Below are 17585 nucleotides of genomic sequence, written 5' to 3' on the forward strand. Positions count from 1 at the left end.
ATTGTACCATACCTAGTGCCCATCAAGGATTTTCCTAATGTTCAGCTATCAAAAAACTCAAGCCTGTTACCAAGCCCGAGTTTTGCTTTATGCTTTTTGGAAAGCACCTTGTTTATAGCTAATCCAGAAGAAAAGCGGTGTACAGATAGCCATTGCGACCAGATAAATTGGCAAAGTGTAGCTATTAAGTGTTGAGATTGCAATCACATCTCGAAGATAGTAGGAGCTGATTAGGAAGCCAAAGACTGAGTAGATAATCAAGGCCACGCGCCCCTTATTCAACGGGATACAAGCACGAATAACGGCAAGAACACCCGTTGATCCCATCATATAATAAGACAGCGTCAGCATATCTGTACTACTCATGCCAAGATAGACCTGAGACAGATGGAAAATAAGAACACTGATAACCAGCATCAAGGCATTAGGAATAGACAACTGGAGCGAACGTCTGAGGAAATGTTTCTCAACAGGTCGTATATTACGTTCGAAGGTCAAAATAAACGGTGGAAAACCTTCGATAAATTGACCCGCCAAAGTCATCTGAACTTGAATAAAAGGGAAGACTAAGAGGTACTCTGCCTTACCAAAAACAATACTGGCAATACAGATAAGCCCCAAAAGGAAGGAATAAACAGTTTTAATGAGGAAAATCGGTGCAATGTGGGCAATATTATTAACCACACGGCGTCCCTCAAATAGAATTTCAGGAATGTCCTTAAACTCAGAATCCATAAGCACTAAGTTGGCAATCTGACGTGTTGCAGGATCTCCCTCTGCCATAACAATCGAACAATCCGCTTCACGCAGTGCCAAGATATCATTGACACCATCACCAGTCATAGCTGTCGTATGCCCATTGGCATTAAGGGTTTGGATTAACAACTTTTTCTGGTGCGGAGATACACGACCAAAAATCGCAGTATCCTCAGCCAAAGCCTCCAACTCCTCATCGCTGACCTTAGAACAGTCAATATAGCTTTGATAGTCGGCAAAACCAGCTTGATGAGCAATATGAGAAACCGTCACTGGATTGTCACCAGAAATAATCTTAAGCGTCACATCTTCTGAACGCAGGTATTCCAGAGTTTCTGCAGCATCCTCACGAATAGGATCGGCAATTTCAAGTAAAGTCAAAGCCTCGACGTCATTCGGCAAAATCATGGTCTCTGTATCAACACCTGACTGACTCCAAGCCAAGATCAAAACACGAGACCCTCGTGCCTGAGCCTGATCGACTGCTTTGGGATTTTCTTTAAGAAGCATCTCAGGTGCCCCCAAAAAGAGAGTTCCAAGCCCATTAACGCTCACAGCACCCCATTTACGATCACTTGAAAATGGAATAACGTCACCTACCTGATAATGATGTTCCAGACTCTCAAAAGCATTTCGAATAGCCTGAGCTGTTGCGTTTTTATCCTTGCTATGTTGCATATAAGCCGCAAGCAAACGCTCCAAATCCTCTTTCGTAAAACGCTCTGACAGTAGTTCCAGTCCTTTAACTGTCATCTTTCCTTGTGTAATCGTCCCTGTCTTATCTAAACAAAGCACATCTACACGAGCCAAGGTTTCAACAGAGTACATCTCTTGCACAAGGATGTGTTTCATCCCAAGCTTAATGACAGCCGTCAAAAGTGATGTAATGGTCAAAAGAGCAATTCCCTTAGGCAACATTCCCAGAAGGGCTGTCGAACTGGTAACGACCGACTCTTGAAGAGAAAGCTGCTTAATCATGTAAGCTTCAAAAAAGAGTGCAAGCCCAAATGGTATAACAATCTTTCCCGTAAACTTAGCAATCTTATCCATATTATAAAGGATACGGGACACGATTGGCTTATGAGTCTTGGCCTCTAACATGAGCTTGTTGGCGTAATTGTCCTCGGCTACGTTAATGACCTTAGCATAGACCTGACCACTCACAAGATAAGAACCCGAGAGTAGCTCCTTCCCATCTTTCTTTAGAATGTGATCACTCTCACCAGTCAGCATAGCCTCGTTAAGCTCAGCCATCCCATCAATAACCACGGCATCACTGGGCACCTGCTCACCCGCAGACAAGAGCATGACATCATCCAAGACAATATCCTTAGGATCGATAGAAACAAGCTGTCCATCACGCACCACACGAATCTGATCCTGATTCATGAGATTAAGCTTATCAATCATGCGACGGGCACGCAACTCCGTCATCATCCCCGTAAAAGCATTAAGCACAATAATCCCAAAGAAAAAAAGATTAGACCAAGCCTGAACAGCAATCAAAGCCACAAAGATTGCAAAATTGAGCACATTAAAGGAGTTAAAGACATTACGCCTAAAAATCTCCCAATTGCTGGAGCCAGTTTTTGCTTTAAAATGATTTGTTTTACCGGCATCTATCCGCCGCTTGACCTCCACCTGCGTCAAGCCTTGTAACTGTTTTTTCATAACTTTCATAGTAGCATAAAAACGAGGTGTTTTCAAAGGTTAGCCGTCATGAATAACAAGGAAATAGACCTACTATATCGAACCGCCATCCCCACCTTTTTTTATCAAATTAAGCTACTTTCAAATAGCAAAGGCAGGAGTCCCTACAAAACACTTCTATGCTACCTTATTCTCTAATTAAACCTACTTTGATAAATTAAATTAAACAACCACTGAAGATTGATTAATGGTTTTGGTTGAGCATCAATCACTGGTTGGACGGTCTCTCTAATTTCTTTTTTGACTTTTCGTTGATTATATTTAATATTGTGATAACGTTTGTCAAAAGCATGTTGGATAGAAAAATTACGATCAAAAAGATAACTTTCACCTGAGTCCAGGAAAAAAAATAGAGTACCATTCGTAAAACTTAATACAGACGTTTTAGTTCCTTTTTCTCTAGTTATAGCGTACGACCCATCATCATCATAGCTAATACCTTCTATTTCCGGTGTATAGGCCCAACCCATATTCTCCATCAGCATAATAACGTCCGGATCTGTCCCCTCCTTATGAGGGATATGCTGAGCATAATAAACAGAGTTAAATTTTAAATTAATAAAGATAAATAGGCTCATTCCTAAGACTGTAACCAGCCCTATAAATAGTCCTACAAAAAGCCCCAAAATATTTCTTTTTCGCATTCTTTTCTTCTCTTTCTTTTTCTATCTCCAATCGAATTTTGACTGGATTAACAATAAACCATTGTACACTATTTTTAACAAGTCTTACAATTTAAAGATTTCTTGTTTTTGTAATTGGTCCGATAGTTTTTTTGCTAGAACCTCTTGATAACTTCGTTCTAAATAGACTGAACTCCCCTATAATACCAGATTCTCTTTGGCCCTCTCTCACTTTGTTAATCAAGCTAAACATGGTATAATAGTTAAGATTTTTATACTACTCATTTCTGGGCAGAAGTGGGCAGTAAAATTTAAGAAACAAGGGCTAACCCCTTGATATGAAAGGAATCTAGAAAACATTATGATGAACATGCAAAACATGATGAAGCAAGCTCAAAAGCTTCAGAAACAAATGGAAAAAAGCCAAGCTGAGTTGGCTGCTACAACCTTCACTGGAAAATCAGCCCAAGACTTGGTTGTGGCTGAATTAACTGGTGACAAAAAAGTGGTTAACATCACTTTCGCTGATGCTGTTGTGGATCCTGATGATGTGGAAACACTTCAAGATATGACTGTTCAAGCACTTAACGATGCTCTTGGACAAATTGACGAAGCGACTAAAAAATCAATGGGTGCCTTTGCAGGTAAATTGCCATTCTAAAAAATGAAAAGGAATCTCGCGATTCCTTTTTCTATACACTCATTTAGCAACTCAGCCGTAATATACAAGAAAATACTTGGACAAGAAAGGCACTGCACCCCAATAATGGGACAAGAAAAAAATTCTCATGCGACCAGTTTTCTGTACTCTACAGGAGACTGACCATTTAATTTTCGTTGAATTCTAGTTTCATTATAAAATATGATGTGATTTTTAACAATATCTGTTATATTATCTTTGGTTAAGTTTCTCCACTTAGGAAGCATGATTGAAGATAGATAAAGTCTACAGTTTCCAAAGTAGAGGTAGGTGATGTCTGTGACAAGCTTCTCCATAGGCTTGTCTGCCTGAAAATCACGATCCAGCCTATTGTCTGTTACATGGTAAGTTTTACCTAGATTTGGTACTTTCTTGGGACGTGTCCGACAGAGCCATCCACTCTCCTTCATAATACGATAAACTTTCTTCTGATTAACGACAGGACTATGAATTTTCTTGAGCAAGCGAGTGATGGTTCGATAGCCATAAATAAAGTGATTTTCTATACAGAGTTGTTCGATTTTGTCTGCTATGTCGTCTCTTTTCTGAGAATTCTTACACTACTGTTTCCAGCGATAAAAGGTCGACCGTTTGACACCGAAACACTCTAAAATAATAGATACAGGGCACGTTTTCTTCTACTCTTCCACTAGCTTGATAAGACTTACTTTGTCGATTCTCTTACCAAGCTCTGATACTTTTCCACTTCAGATAACTGCTCCATCCCTTTACCATAAGTATATTGTTTCCCCACAGGTTAGTGGAAACGGTACAATTCATCATTCTGATACCATCGCCACCAGGTCTTCACCTGACTAGCATTTTTGATACCGAGGGTATCCATGATAACCTTATTTGATTTAGCCACCTTCTTCATTTCGATACAGGCTAGCTTAGTTTCTACTGAATATACTTTTTTGAACATAACAAAACACTCCTGTTTCTAGTTTACCAGAATTCACAGGAGTGTTTTCTTGTGTCTCATTTTATGGGTGCAGTACCAGTCCAAGCGTTTTTTTATGTTCGAAAACTCATTTTGTTTGACTCTTAGCCAACTCCAGACAGTAGGTTTTCACATGACAATGAGGACAAGTCAGTTTCCGAGTCCTTGGTGTATGTCCGGCAAGAGCAAACTCTTTAGAACTAGGCTCAAAAGTCCTATGACAGTTAGGACATAGGTATTCAAACTGCTTTCTATAGTGAAACACCACTAAATTTATGGCTATTAAAAATGCAGGGCAGATAATAAACAAACCTCTCGGATCCTTAAAATAATAAATAACTATCAGTAGGCCTATCAGATAAAGAAGGGATGTTAGAACGACACTCCCATACACTCTCAACTGCAAATGACGCCATGATTTTTGATTTTCCATAAGACGTGAAATGTCTGACAAATCTTCCAGCAAAAGTTGATGCCGTTTAACAGTAACTTTTTGCAAGTAACGGGCACGTTTTAGTTTAACCTCTATTTCCTTCGAAGACTTTTCTAAACTCTCGATTTGGTCTGTCAACAAAAGCTCTAAAACCTGTTCCCTATTCTCCTCTTGCAAGAGTTTCTTGATTTGTTTAATTGAGAAGTCCAAATCTCTTAAGAAACAAATGACTTGCAGACGTTCCAAGTCTGATTCGTGATAGATTCTCCGACCACCTTCTGTGACTTCAGACGGCGTCAAGATACCTCGCTGATCATAGTACTGGACAGTCCTAACAGACACTTCTGCTGCCTTAGCCAACTCTCCTGTTGAAAACTGAGACATCTCAGTCACCTCCTTTTAAGATTTTCTATCAAAGGAGGACCTTGACCACCCTTGATACCTAGATTCTACCTTATAACGCAAGGTAATATGCAAGCCCTAACCCTAGAGGATTTTCTTTTCTTACAGAAAAAGTTAGCCATCACTCTTTACACCCTTTACAGCTTCTGTAAAGCCCTAGTCGAAAAGGCCACCCAAACCTAAGGCAGCAAAAGGATTGTTACTGACTTCTTCCTGTTGCTCCAAAAGTTTGGCATTCTCATCTAATTCGAGAAACTTCTCGTAAATCTGTGCGGTCATACGAGCATCCTCCAAGCTGTTATGACCGTGTCCCTTGATTCCAAAGAAATCTGCCACACTAGTCAACTTGAGGTTAACAATACCGTTCAAATCAGAAGCACGACGGTCAAAGGCCTCATCGAAAACATCTAAAGCATATTGTTCTTCCAAGTCTAAACCATTTTCAGCTAGAATAGGCAAATCTGATTTAAGAGCATTGTAGCCAATAAGTGGAGTGTCACCAACAAATGATTTAAACTCCGCCAGAACAGACTCTAGCTTTGGTGCCTTGGCAATCTTATCCGCTGTAATTCCAGTCAAACCATTGATAAAGGATTGCAAAGGAACATCCGAATAGACGAAAGAATCAAACTGGTCCACTTCCTCATGCTGATTCAGCTTAATAGCCGATACTTGGATAATATGACTAACCCCATCCACCGTGTTAAACTCCAAATCAAAGGCAATATAAGTTTCTAAATTTTCCATTTTAATCTCCTACAATAGTTAAAGCTGAGACTGAGTCCCAGCTTCTTTTTTATTTTCCAAATAGACGTCCAAAGAAACCTTTTTTAGAAGCTTCTTCTTGTTTGGTCTGGATTTCTTCCACTTGGGCCTTGGCTTCGTCAACCTCAACCTTAGCCTCGTCAAGTTCCAGTTTAAGCTCTTCCTTGTCCTTCATAGCAGTCAAGGTCAATTGCTGTTGTTGATCAATTTGCTTGTCCTTTTCGGCGATTTGAACGTCTTTGACACGCAATTGGTCATCCATGTTAGACAACTGCTCGTCCTTAGCCTTCAACTGAGCATACAGACGGGCAATCTCAGAGTTTTTCTCGTCTACAAGAATCTCCAACAACTCACGTTGTTTTGTTTCTTCATCGATTGGCTCATCATCAAAGATGGTTTTCTTGTAAATTTCCTCCAACTTAATTAAGCCACTGCGTTTAACGACAGTAACTCCTTTAGCATTTTTTTCTAGATCTTCTTCTGGAAGTTGTTTGACACGATTATTGACTGCTTGACGACTAACACCAAGGATTTCAGCAATCTCGCTGACTGTCTTTTCAATACTCATAATAGCCTCATTTTCTCTTGAAATGTCTCACTATGAGAATATCACAATCACTCCTTTCTGTCAATTTGACTAGTTAATCTGGATATCTGAAGGACTTTTTTCCTTTCACTCTTCAAACAATTGACTTGATAGGAAGCTAAGCTTTTGGTTAACTATGTGTGGGTATAAATGTATATAGAAGGAAAGTCTTTGACTTAAACAATCGGTACTTCCAAATTGGGTTTTGTCGGTATCAGATCTGTTGTATCTAGGAATGGTGGGAACAATTCCACAAGGTTTGAGAATTTCATTCTTGCTCCAATTTTTGATGGCATTCGAGCAACCTTGGTTGCAAAACGACTTGATATTGAAGCATCAATCACATTATCTTCAACGGTTTGACTGTTGGAGTTTTTTTATTGTTACTTTACTCGCTTACTAAAGCCTCATATTGCCATCCGAGATTGAAAAAAGCCCTAAATTATGCCATAATAAACAAAAGCAAAATAGAAAGAATGAGTCCTATGAAAAACTTCCGTGATGATATTAAGGTCAATGATTTGGCCCAGCCCTTTTTAGAGCCAATCATCGAACAAATGACCACTGTATTCGACCCAGAGATTGAGCTAGATATTTACAACCTTGGTTTGATTTATGAAATCACCGTCGATGAAAATGGCCACTGCTACTTCCTTATGACCTTTACTGATACTGGTTGTGGCTGTGAAGAGACTATGCCTTATGAAATCGCTGAAAAGCTAAAATCCATTGACGGTATTAAGTCTGTCAAGGTGGAAACCACTTATTCACCAGTCTGGAAGATGACACGTATCAGTCGTTATGGACGTATTGCTCTTGGTATCTCACCTCGAGGCGGAAAATAAAAGGAAAACCGGTTGGACATTTACAACCGGTTTTTTACTAGAGCAACAACAGACAAACCATTACTTGTCACCATACTGCCAACAACTGTCTTAAAAATTAATATCAAAAAATCACATCGAACAAATGTCCGGTGTGATTTTGTTTTATATCATTTCATTAGGCTTTACCTGATTTATCCATGTTCCAGAAGTCGGTAACGGCACCACGTGACGCTGAAGAAACGATGTGAGCGTATTTACCAAGGACACCACGGCTATAAAGTGGTGGCAACTCAGTTTCGGCTTTACGTTTCGCCAACTCTTCGTCTGAAACGTGCATCGTAATTTCTTTGGTATCTTGGTCAACTGTAACCATATCACCTGTACGGAGGTAGGCAATAGGTCCACCAACCTGAGCTTCAGGAGCAATGTGACCAACAACGAGTCCGTAAGTACCACCTGAGAAACGTCCATCTGTCAAGAGGGCAACCTTATCCCCTTGACCTTTACCAACGATCATTGAAGACAATGACAACATTTCTGGCATACCAGGACCACCCTTAGGACCTACAAAACGTACAACAACTACGTCGCCATCAACGATTTCATCAGAAAGAACTGCTTCGATGGCGTCTTCTTCTGAGTCAAATACTTTAGCAGGACCAGTGATGTTACGAACTTTAACCCCTGATACTTTGGCAACCGCACCTTCTGGAGCCAAGTTACCTTTCAAGATAATCAATGGACCATCAGCACGTTTAGGATTTTCAAGCGGCATGATGACTTTTTGACCTGGTGTCAAATCATCGAAGGCCTCCAAGTTTTCTGCAACAGTCTTACCAGTACATGTGATACGATCACCGTGAAGGAAACCATTCTTAAGAAGGTATTTCATAACGGCTGGTACACCACCAACATTGTAAAGATCTTGGAAGACATATTGACCTGAAGGTTTCAAGTCAGCCAAGTGAGGCACACGCTCTTGAAAATCGTTGAAATCTTCAAGTGTCAAATCAACGTTAGCTGCATGAGCAATAGCGAGCAAGTGAAGTGTCGCATTTGTTGAACCACCAAGTGCCATTGTGACAGTGATGGCATCTTCAAAGGCTTCACGTGTCAAGATATCTGATGGCTTAAGACCTAGTTCAAGCATCTTAACAACTGCACGACCTGCTTCTTCGATATCTGCTTTCTTCTCAGCTGATTCTGCAGGGTGAGATGATGATCCTGGAAGGCTCATTCCCATTACTTCGATTGCTGTCGCCATTGTGTTGGCAGTATACATACCACCACAACCACCAGGGCCAGGGCAGGCATTACATTCAAGATCTTTAACCTCTTCTGCGGTCATATCACCGTGGTTCCATTTACCGATACCTTCGAAAACAGAAACCAAGTCGATATCCTTACCGTTAAGGTTACCTGGTGCAATGGTACCACCATAGGCAAAAATCGCTGGAATATCCATGTTAGCAATGGCAATCATAGAACCAGGCATATTCTTATCACAACCACCAATAGCAACAAAGGCATCGACGTTGTGACCACCCATAGCTGCTTCGATTGAGTCAGCGATGATATCACGAGATGTCAATGAGAAACGCATCCCTGGTGTCCCCATCGCAATACCATCTGCAACAGTAATCGTACCAAATTGAACTGGCCAAGCACCCGCGTCTTTAACACCTTCTTTGGCAATTTGTCCAAAACCGTGCAAGTGGATATTACATGGTGTGTTCTCAGCCCAAGTTGAGATAACCCCAACAATAGGCTTTTCAAAACTATCATCCGTCATCCCAGTCGCACGAAGCATGGCACGGTTAGGTGATTTAACCATGCTATCGTAGACAGAAGAACGGTGTTTCATGTTATTTTCAGACACGATATTTTCCTCCATAGTTAATAACTATTCTAATTTAAACTTCTACTCCTATTCTAACATAAATTATCTAAAAAAACTGACCATTTACAAACTATTCTCCCTTTTTAAATTATGCTAAAATAAAGGCATGAAACATTTTGATACTATCGTTATTGGTGGGGGTCCTGCTGGCATGATGGCGACTATTGCCTCAGCCTTCTATGGCCAACAAACCCTTCTAATTGAAAAAAATAAACGTCTCGGAAAGAAGCTGGCTGGTACTGGTGGTGGACGTTGTAATGTTACTAACAACGGGACTTTAGACGATCTTCTAGCAGGTATTCCAGGTAATGGCCGTTTCCTCTATAGCGTCTTTTCACAATTTGATAACCACGATATCATTGCTTTTTTCGAGGACAATGGTGTCAAACTTAAGGTTGAGGATCACGGACGTGTCTTCCCTAAGACAGATAAATCACGGACCATCATCCAAGCTCTGGAAAATAAGATTCAGGAACTTGGTGCTAGCATACTCACCAATACAGAAGTTGTCTCTGTCAAAAAAGTCGATGAACAATTTCAGGTTAAGTCTGCAGACCAGATTTTTACCAGTGATAAACTCATCGTCACAACTGGGGGAAAATCTTATCCATCAACAGGTTCAACTGGTTTTGGTCACGATATCGCCCGACATTTCAAACTTCATGTTACTGATCTTGAAGCTGCAGAAAGTCCACTCTTAACCGACTTTCCACATAAAGCTTTACAGGGAATTTCTCTTGACGATGTCACGCTGTCTTATGGAAAACACAAGATTACTCATGACCTTCTTTTCACCCATTTTGGACTATCTGGGCCGGCTGCCCTACGTTTATCTAGCTTTGTCAAAGGAGGTGAAATATCCCATCTAGATTTTCTTCCTAACCATAGCCAAGAAAATCTCAAGACCTACTTTGAGGAAAATCGCGAGAAATCTGTTAAAAACACTCTCAAAGGTCTAGTGCCTGAACGTGTCGCTGAATTTCTAGCAGGAGATAAGGCAGATAGCAAGATTAAACAACTCCATCCAAAAGATTTGGAAAAGCTTATCAGTCAACTCAAGGAGATGGAAATTCCAATTACAGGCAAAATGTCACTTGCTAAGTCCTTTGTAACCAAAGGTGGCATAGACCTCAAGGAGATTAATCCTAAGACCCTAGAAAGTAAAAAAGTCCCTCATCTACACTTTGCAGGAGAGGTCCTTGACATCAATGCACATACCGGTGGCTTTAATATTACTAGCGCCCTCTGTACTGGTTGGATAGCAGGAATTCAGATTCCTTGGGATTAGAAAGATTTTTCAATTAAGGACAACAAAAAGTTCCCTTCTGTCATAGAAGGGATTTTTTGTCTATTTCTCAAAGGAGAGGAGGGGATTCGAACCCCCGAGCCCCGTTAAGGACTACACGCTTTCCAAGCGTGCGCACTCGGCCTCTATGCGACCTCTCCACATCAAACGATTAGCCTATTAATGGCTAATCGTTATTTTTAATCAAGTTTTCAAGAGTTAATCTTTAAACTGGGCCTCTACTCGATAGATGACCTGACCTTTTTCTGAGAACTTACGCTCGTATTCAGTCATGACGTTGCCTTCATAATCACTGGCATGAAGGTCCAACCAAACTTTGTTGAGAACCATTCCATACTGTGAAAAGCTCGCCAAACTGTATTCAAAAAGTCCACGATTGTCTGTCTTAAAGTGAATCTCTCCATTTTCAGGCAAAATTTGCTTATAAGTATCTAGGAAAGTCTTGTATGTCAAACGACGTTTCTCGTGGCGACTCTTAGGCCATGGATCTGAGAAATTCAGATACATCATATCCACTTCGCCATCTTCAAAATAATTGGTCAAGGCTGAACCATCCACGCGCAAGAGTTTGACATTTTCAGCACCCGAAGCCAAAACCTTATCCAAGGCATAGCTCAATACAGACAGCTGAATATCAATACCAATGTAGTTGATGTCAGGGTTTTGTTGGGCCATACCAGTAATGAAGGCCCCTTTACCAGATCCTACCTCGATATGGATAGGATTGTCATTACCAAAAAGCTCATGCCACTTACCTTTAGCAGCCTCCGGCTCAAGGATAACGTACTGAGGATGGTTAGCTAGGTGTTCCTCTGCACCTTTACGTTTTCTAACTCGCATGTCTACTTTCTAATATCTGTGCAAGGTCTCTCTGAATTTACGAAGTTCATAAATTTCTCGGTTGGCATGTTCCATATCACGACTATCAAAGAATTTTGAAATCTGTGTCAAATATGAAAACTGCCCATACCAATAAATCTTGTCCATCACAAGGTCGTTGTTCTTATAGCCATAGTATGACAACCACTGTGGCCAATGTGCCAATGGAATGTAATGGCTGAGGATCTGCGCCACATCATACATACGATCTGTTAGACGTACAGAATCCCAATCAACCAAATAAATCAATCCTGAGGTTGTGATGACAAAGTTACTATGACGAGCATCTCCGTGAACAATTGTTGCAATTTCCGCACGAAACTCTGGAAGATGACGTTTCAAATCTCTAACAACGTCTTGAAGGAAGCCATTTTCACGCAATTGGTAAGCGGCATTTTCCTCCCACTCGTGTAGAAGATCGAAAGGATTTTCAATATGATAATCCAACTGCAAGAGTTGATTAACCAAGTGTTTAGAGCGGTGCAAATTACCAAGAATTTGGATAATCTGTTTACTGTTCATGTCATGTTTGGTCAAAATACGACCATCAAGCCACTCCTGTGCACTCATCATGTCACCATTTCCCAGACGCTTAGCCCACAAGAGCTGTGGTGCAATCTGTTCCTTGGCAAGAGCTGCCAAGATTGGTGTTGTATTCATCTTCACAAAGACGCGATCTCCGTTTGGGTAAGTTCCCATATAGGCCTTACCACTATTTCCTTTGAGAGGAGTCAGGCTCAAATCTTTATCTGTTGATGTCACCTAGGCATCTCCTTTTTCTTTAGTCATTCGTTTCTATTTTAACTTATTTAATAGGTGTTAGTCAATCATCTTCTTAAGCTTGGCTGGTAGGTAAACAAGGCTCAGAACTAGCATCATTCCAACCAAAATCAGGCTAAACTTAAGGTCGAAGAGACAAATAGCCTGTACCAGAGTCATCCCAAGTACAATCTGGCTAATCAAGCGCTTAAGATTGCTTACCTGCATGTCTTTTCCAACTGGCATAAGGTTAGCCATTCTCTGATAAGCAAAGTGCGATTTAAGTGCCGTGAGCTGAAAGAGCAAGAGGTAATCAAAAACAACCACAAGCACCATAGCCAACCATTTTTCAGGAACCAAAAAGATAACTAGAAGTGTTAGGGCAAACAGGCGTAAACTAAGGGCAAAGTAATCCCCAGAACGCAAGAAGGCTCTTAGGTAAAGATTGTACCAAGTATGTTCCTTGTCTTTCTTTGTACGTTTGAGAATACCATCCAAATAAGCACGGCGTTTAACACTCGACGTAATCCCTTTAACATTGGTAAAGAGTGAAAAGAACTTCAGAATCGATTGTTGACGCTTATTTTCCGCTGCAATAGCCTCAGTCCAATTCAGTCCAGACTGCTTATAAAAAGGTTGAGCCTTTTTCTGAAAAATGAAGTACTTAAGAATAGCCATAGCCACAGCTACAAGGATAACTCCCCAAACTGGAAGTCCCAAGGCTAAAAAGAGCGGAATAACCAAAATAAAAATCAGGCTTTGTACGATTACCCAAAATCTAAAAGCACGCCCTGTTGCCTTCTTAACATGGTCTAACACCTCTTCTTCCTTCACCAAAAGGTAATGCTTATCAGCTGGCTCTAAATAAGTCGCAATATTCCCCCAGAAAGGCAATAGAAGACAAAGCACTAGCAAACCAAGAATGATTGCCCACGGATTCTTTGGAAAATGTCGAAGCAACTGGCTATACTGAACCAATACAAAACCTAGCAGAAAGAGAAGAACCAAGATAAAGTGATCATTAAAGACGTAGCGACTATACTTAGCACAGCGGGCATTGAATCGCTTGCTACGCTCCTTAAATAGCTTAGCTATCATGACAATTCTCCCTTAGTCAACTGCATATAGATATCGTTAAGACTAGCACTATCGTTGCCAAAAGTCTGACGGAGCTCCTCGAGAGTCCCTTGTGCCAAGACCTGTCCATGGTGCAAAATCACAAAGCGATCACACATCTTCTCAGCCGAATCCAAAACGTGAGTCGACATGAGAATCGCCTTTCCCTTAGCCTTTTCCTCAGCCAAAAGTTCAATCAAATCAGAAATCGCCAAGGGATCCAAACCTAGGAAGGGCTCATCAACAATGAGAAGACTTGGACCAACAATAAAGGCACAGATAATCATGACCTTCTGCTTCATCCCTTTTGAAAACTGAGTCGGGAACCAGTCCAACTTTTCATCTAAGCGAAAAAGCTTAAGATACTTGTCCGCACGTGCCATTCCCTCTGTAACATCAAGGCCATATGCCATCAGCACCGTTTCCAAATGTTCACGAAGCGTCAATTCTTCATAAAGACTTGGCGTTTCAGGAATATAGCCAATCTTCTGACGATAGCTAGCTGGATCTTGTTGAATCGTTAACTCATCAATGGCAATCTGTCCCCCATAAGGTGTTAAGAGACCAATAATCTCGTTAATTGTTGTTGATTTCCCAGCACCATTAAGACCAATGAGACCAACCAATTCACCATCAGCCACCTCAAAAGTCACATCTTTTAGGACGGGAATATTAGCGTAACCACCCGTCACCTTTTCTAATTTAAGCATTATCTTTTCTCTCTTTGGTATGATATAATCTATTATAACAAAAACTCATGGAAAGGTCGTTATTATGGATAATTGTATTTTCTGTAAAATTATATCTGGAGAAATCCCTTCATCAAAAGTCTACGAGGACGACAAGGTTCTAGCCTTCCTCGATATTTCACAAGCTACAAAAGGACATACCTTGGTTATTCCTAAAGAGCACGTTCGTAACATCTTAGAAATGTCTGCTGAAACCGCTGAGACTGTCTTTAGCCGTGTTCCTAAAATTGCTCGTGCCGTGCAAAAAGCAACTGGAGCAATCGGCATGAATATCCTTAATAACAACGAAGAAGTTGCTGGACAAACCGTCTTCCATGCTCATATTCATCTCGTTCCTCGTTACGGTGCAGACGATGGTATCCACATGGGATTTGACGAACACGAACCAGACTTCGCTGCCTTGGTCGACCTTGCTGACAGCATTGCTAAAGAGGTAACAGAATGAAACTCGGACGCTTTCTAGCTCTTGGAACCCTTGCCTACGGTGCCTACTACGCCTATAAACGACGTGAAGACATCAAAGAGGAAATCCTAGACCTCAAACAATCACGAGAAAATATCTCTCACGATCTGGACAGAATCAAACGCAACCTTGACATCATCAAGGAACAAAACCTTGTGCTTGATGACATCAAACAAGACCTCAGCTATAAAACACGTATCTTCCAAAAAGACCTAGAACCTCGACTTAGCATCATCCAAAAACATTTGAAAAAATATCAAAGTGAAGATAAAGAATAAAGGTAAGTAGCATAGGCTACTTACCTTTTTATTATTCAGTTTTTTCAGCATTAAAAGAACTTATAGAGACTTGAGTTGTTGTAAACTCATTATCACCCTTAGACTGAGAGAACTCAAACAGAGTCTTACCAGATGGAGCCCAGTTATTAGCAGATACGTACTGTGTACCAACTGTAACACCATCAGCATTTACCAAATTAATGGTTAGGTAGATATCTTTTATTGAATATTCTGTTGTATTCTCAACTGTTGCAGAATAATATTTTGTATATTCATTAGACTTAGTATTATCTACTGTAAAATTGATATTCTTAACAAGATTTTCAATAGCTTCTTTCTTTACATTATTATCTTTAACTTCATTTCCTTGAGCAAGTAACTCTGATAAACCATCTTTATCTTGTACCGGAATAGAATTCATTTTATCTATTTCAGAAAGTAGAGATGTTCTTTTACCAAGATGTTCATCCCACTTGGTATCAAAACTATCCGAACCATAAGTTTTCGAAATTTCTAATCCATTGTTTAATTCATTAATATAAGAAATTGCCAATTCTTGAAGTTTACTATCCTTAAACTTCTTATCTTTATATCCACTAATTTCATCTAATTCTTTATTAATTGCTTTTTTTAGCGAACGAGCCGAGTCACTTTTTTCACTATCAACATACTTCCAACGAGCATCTAGACCCTTAGCTAAAGATTTTACAAAAGCTTCATCATATGTCTTACTTTCATTAGAGCTTGTACAAGCTGATAAAGTAATAATCCCAACTAAAAGCAATAATAGAATAGTAATCTTTTTCATAAAATTTCCTCACTATTTAATTTTTTATATATTTTTAATTTCATTAACTGTCAACTATTTATGAAAATAAAATGATTTTTTTATGCTTTTTCAGATTATTACAAATAAATTGAACTAACACTATTATTTTCTTCTCTCGCTCCACTCTTCCTCCAAGTTCTACCTTGTTTTATAGCAGTGTCTGAATTGATTTTATTATTTATTACATTTCCTGCTATCGCTCCTAAACCGAGCCATTTTGCTATATTACCTAATTTATTGATTACCTCTGAAATTGTAGCAAAAATCATGATAATTACCACGAATGCCATAAAGAACAACATTGGCCAAAATAAATCCATTTTACACTCCTTGAAATAATTTTCTCATATTCAACTATTAAAGAAATTTTTTCAGGCTCGCTAGATACAATGAAGCACCTATTATTCCTAAGATTCCGCCAATCCATCCTAAGAAAGGAATAAGAGAAATCGCTCCTCCAACAATCAATAGTACACTAGGAGCAGTTCCTACCGGTGTATCCCCTTTATAATATACAGCACCAACTATTCCAAGTACTAGTAGTGCTAGCTTTACAAGATATACAAACAAAGTCATTAATACAATCGCAGCTTCTGATCCCGAAGATGCTACACCTACAATAAACCAGAATGCAAAAAGAAGAAAGATGCCTCCGATTAGTCCCACTACTCCATTTGTTACGGCTAATGTTTTTGTTTTCATTTAATCTCCTTAATTATATTATTGAATTTGAGTTGAAATATTATCTGTATATTCCTTCAATCCATTACGGTAATTTTTCAAAAATTCAACTAGACTATCTTTACCAATAATCTTCGTGTTTCCCATCGCACCGTATTCTTTCTTCTGTTCTTCCAAAGATTTCAATGTTTCTTGTTTCATTTGCTCAATTGTATTTGCATCATCTAGTACTGTACCAGCGACAGCATTTTGAAGATTCGTTAGATATTCATCAACAATTTTTGAATACATCGTTATATAGTCGTTATAGGTTGAAATACTCCTAATTGTGGCATCAGATGTGTCCTGAGGGTTAAAATTACTTGAACTTACAGAACTTGAAGAGCTTGATGTTGTTGAAGAGCTTGAAGAGCTTGATGTTGTTGAAGAGCTTGAAGAGCTTGATGTTGTTGAAGAACTTGAAGATTTACTTGTAACGCCTCCTGAAATATTTTTTGCAGTATTTATTAAGCTTTTACTAGCCGAACAACCTGTTAGTGCTATAGATAGTAAAATCACTGAAAATGTAAATAAACAATTTTTCTTTTTCATAAGAATCCCTCACCTAAATTTAATTTTCCGTAAATATTATATATATATATATATATTGTCAATGTTTTCTTGAAAATAAAATCTAAATTTAAATTATTTTTAGACTATTATAATTAAATGAGTTTTATCTCATTTCAATATAGATTGATTGCTAGATTTCACCACTCTCCAAAGAAAGACTTTCCGCTGTGCTAAAAGTGAGAGAAGACATATTGCTTCTCTCACTCGGAAGATTTGAGACTCAAGCTCAAATCTTAGGAATGGAATTCCGTTAGGAAGTCGCTTCCGT

Annotated in this window: 22 protein-coding genes and 1 tRNA gene; 5 read left to right on the forward strand and 18 right to left on the reverse strand. The window is 39.5% G+C overall.

Features of this window, described 5'->3' with window-relative positions:
- Positions 1-87: 87 nt before the first annotated feature.
- On the reverse strand, positions 88-2436 hold the full coding sequence (locus tag EL076_RS07820) for a cation-translocating P-type ATPase (protein WP_164555396.1): 2349 nt from the start codon (positions 2434-2436) through the stop codon (positions 88-90).
- Positions 2437-2600: 164 nt separating this feature from the next.
- The gene (locus tag EL076_RS07825) at positions 2601-3110 is read right to left on the reverse strand and encodes a hypothetical protein (RefSeq protein WP_126429952.1); all 510 of its coding nucleotides are present in this window, start codon (positions 3108-3110) and stop codon (positions 2601-2603) included.
- A gap of 340 nt (positions 3111-3450) precedes the next feature.
- Between EL076_RS07825 and EL076_RS07830 the strand changes: the two genes are divergently transcribed.
- On the forward strand, positions 3451-3750 hold the full coding sequence (locus EL076_RS07830; protein WP_002884818.1) for a YbaB/EbfC family nucleoid-associated protein: 300 nt from the start codon (positions 3451-3453) through the stop codon (positions 3748-3750).
- 125 nt (positions 3751-3875) lie between these two features.
- On the opposite strand, the gene EL076_RS10580 is transcribed toward EL076_RS07830, so the two are convergent.
- From EL076_RS10580 to EL076_RS10005, 6 genes are all read right to left on the reverse strand, one after another.
- On the reverse strand, positions 3876-4322 hold the full coding sequence (locus EL076_RS10580) for an IS3 family transposase (RefSeq protein ID WP_391595584.1): 447 nt from the start codon (positions 4320-4322) through the stop codon (positions 3876-3878).
- Between the two features lie 224 nt (positions 4323-4546).
- Complete coding sequence (locus EL076_RS10585) at positions 4547-4714, reverse strand: transposase (protein WP_082162566.1); 168 nt, start codon at positions 4712-4714, stop codon at positions 4547-4549.
- Between the two features lie 106 nt (positions 4715-4820).
- Positions 4821-5549, reverse strand: coding sequence for a MerR family transcriptional regulator (locus tag EL076_RS07840; protein WP_048787797.1), 729 nt, complete (start codon positions 5547-5549; stop codon positions 4821-4823).
- A 174-nt stretch (positions 5550-5723) separates the two neighbouring features.
- The gene (locus EL076_RS07845) at positions 5724-6314 is read right to left on the reverse strand and encodes a 3'-5' exonuclease (protein ID WP_048787798.1); all 591 of its coding nucleotides are present in this window, start codon (positions 6312-6314) and stop codon (positions 5724-5726) included.
- A 49-nt stretch (positions 6315-6363) separates the two neighbouring features.
- Positions 6364-6900 carry a DUF536 domain-containing protein gene (locus EL076_RS07850; RefSeq protein ID WP_002884601.1) on the reverse strand — a complete coding sequence of 179 codons (537 nt, stop codon included), beginning with the start codon at positions 6898-6900 and terminating at the stop codon, positions 6364-6366.
- A gap of 194 nt (positions 6901-7094) precedes the next feature.
- Positions 7095-7262 (reverse strand): hypothetical protein, encoded by a 168-nt coding sequence (locus tag EL076_RS10005; RefSeq protein WP_003096325.1) that lies wholly within the window; start codon positions 7260-7262, stop codon positions 7095-7097.
- Between the two features lie 141 nt (positions 7263-7403).
- Here EL076_RS10005 and EL076_RS07855 point away from each other — a divergent pair, with 141 nt between their 5' ends.
- Entirely contained in the window at positions 7404-7763 is a 360-nt protein-coding gene (locus tag EL076_RS07855) for a metal-sulfur cluster assembly factor (protein WP_037621331.1), read from the forward strand.
- 157 nt (positions 7764-7920) lie between these two features.
- Here EL076_RS07855 and ilvD read toward each other — a convergent pair whose 3' ends face one another.
- A complete protein-coding gene (gene ilvD, locus EL076_RS07860; protein ID WP_002891655.1) occupies positions 7921-9639 on the reverse strand; it encodes a dihydroxy-acid dehydratase in 1719 nt (572 codons plus the stop codon).
- 112 nt (positions 9640-9751) lie between these two features.
- Between ilvD and EL076_RS07865 the strand changes: the two genes are divergently transcribed.
- Positions 9752-10933: a BaiN/RdsA family NAD(P)/FAD-dependent oxidoreductase gene (locus EL076_RS07865; RefSeq protein ID WP_126429954.1), complete on the forward strand. Its 1182-nt coding sequence runs from the start codon at positions 9752-9754 to the stop codon at positions 10931-10933.
- 71 nt (positions 10934-11004) lie between these two features.
- Here EL076_RS07865 and EL076_RS07870 read toward each other — a convergent pair.
- From EL076_RS07870 to EL076_RS07890, 5 genes are all read right to left on the reverse strand, one after another.
- Positions 11005-11091 (reverse strand) — tRNA-Ser (locus EL076_RS07870).
- A 58-nt stretch (positions 11092-11149) separates the two neighbouring features.
- Positions 11150-11791, reverse strand: a complete 642-nt coding sequence (gene trmB, locus EL076_RS07875) for a tRNA (guanosine(46)-N7)-methyltransferase TrmB (RefSeq protein WP_003096317.1) — start codon at positions 11789-11791, stop codon at positions 11150-11152.
- Positions 11792-11800: 9 nt separating this feature from the next.
- Positions 11801-12592, reverse strand: a complete 792-nt coding sequence (ccrZ, locus tag EL076_RS07880; RefSeq protein ID WP_002884270.1) for a cell cycle regulator CcrZ — start codon at positions 12590-12592, stop codon at positions 11801-11803.
- A gap of 57 nt (positions 12593-12649) precedes the next feature.
- Positions 12650-13684 (reverse strand): ABC transporter permease, encoded by a 1035-nt coding sequence (locus tag EL076_RS07885; protein WP_371748832.1) that lies wholly within the window; start codon positions 13682-13684, stop codon positions 12650-12652.
- Entirely contained in the window at positions 13684-14415 is a 732-nt protein-coding gene (locus EL076_RS07890) for an ABC transporter ATP-binding protein (protein ID WP_003096306.1), read from the reverse strand. The genes EL076_RS07885 and EL076_RS07890 overlap by 1 nt, the downstream gene beginning before the upstream one ends.
- Before the next feature lie 64 nt (positions 14416-14479).
- Here EL076_RS07890 and EL076_RS07895 point away from each other — a divergent pair, with 64 nt between their 5' ends.
- The gene (locus tag EL076_RS07895; RefSeq protein WP_003096304.1) at positions 14480-14899 is read left to right on the forward strand and encodes an HIT family protein; all 420 of its coding nucleotides are present in this window, start codon (positions 14480-14482) and stop codon (positions 14897-14899) included.
- Positions 14896-15195 carry a hypothetical protein gene (locus EL076_RS07900; protein ID WP_003096302.1) on the forward strand — a complete coding sequence of 100 codons (300 nt, stop codon included), beginning with the start codon at positions 14896-14898 and terminating at the stop codon, positions 15193-15195. The genes EL076_RS07895 and EL076_RS07900 overlap by 4 nt, the downstream gene beginning before the upstream one ends.
- A gap of 31 nt (positions 15196-15226) precedes the next feature.
- Here EL076_RS07900 and EL076_RS07905 read toward each other — a convergent pair whose 3' ends face one another.
- The 4 genes from EL076_RS07905 to EL076_RS07920 form a co-directional block, all read right to left on the reverse strand.
- Positions 15227-16003 (reverse strand): FxLYD domain-containing protein, encoded by a 777-nt coding sequence (locus EL076_RS07905; RefSeq protein ID WP_003096299.1) that lies wholly within the window; start codon positions 16001-16003, stop codon positions 15227-15229.
- 98 nt (positions 16004-16101) lie between these two features.
- Positions 16102-16344 carry a hypothetical protein gene (locus EL076_RS07910; protein WP_003096296.1) on the reverse strand — a complete coding sequence of 81 codons (243 nt, stop codon included), beginning with the start codon at positions 16342-16344 and terminating at the stop codon, positions 16102-16104.
- Positions 16345-16381: 37 nt separating this feature from the next.
- The gene (locus EL076_RS07915) at positions 16382-16726 is read right to left on the reverse strand and encodes a hypothetical protein (RefSeq protein ID WP_003096294.1); all 345 of its coding nucleotides are present in this window, start codon (positions 16724-16726) and stop codon (positions 16382-16384) included.
- Positions 16727-16744: 18 nt separating this feature from the next.
- Positions 16745-17296 (reverse strand): hypothetical protein, encoded by a 552-nt coding sequence (locus EL076_RS07920; RefSeq protein ID WP_126429956.1) that lies wholly within the window; start codon positions 17294-17296, stop codon positions 16745-16747.
- Positions 17297-17585 lie beyond the last annotated feature (289 nt).

The organism is Streptococcus vestibularis, assembly GCF_900636445.1.
GTDB lineage: Bacteria > Bacillota > Bacilli > Lactobacillales > Streptococcaceae > Streptococcus > Streptococcus vestibularis.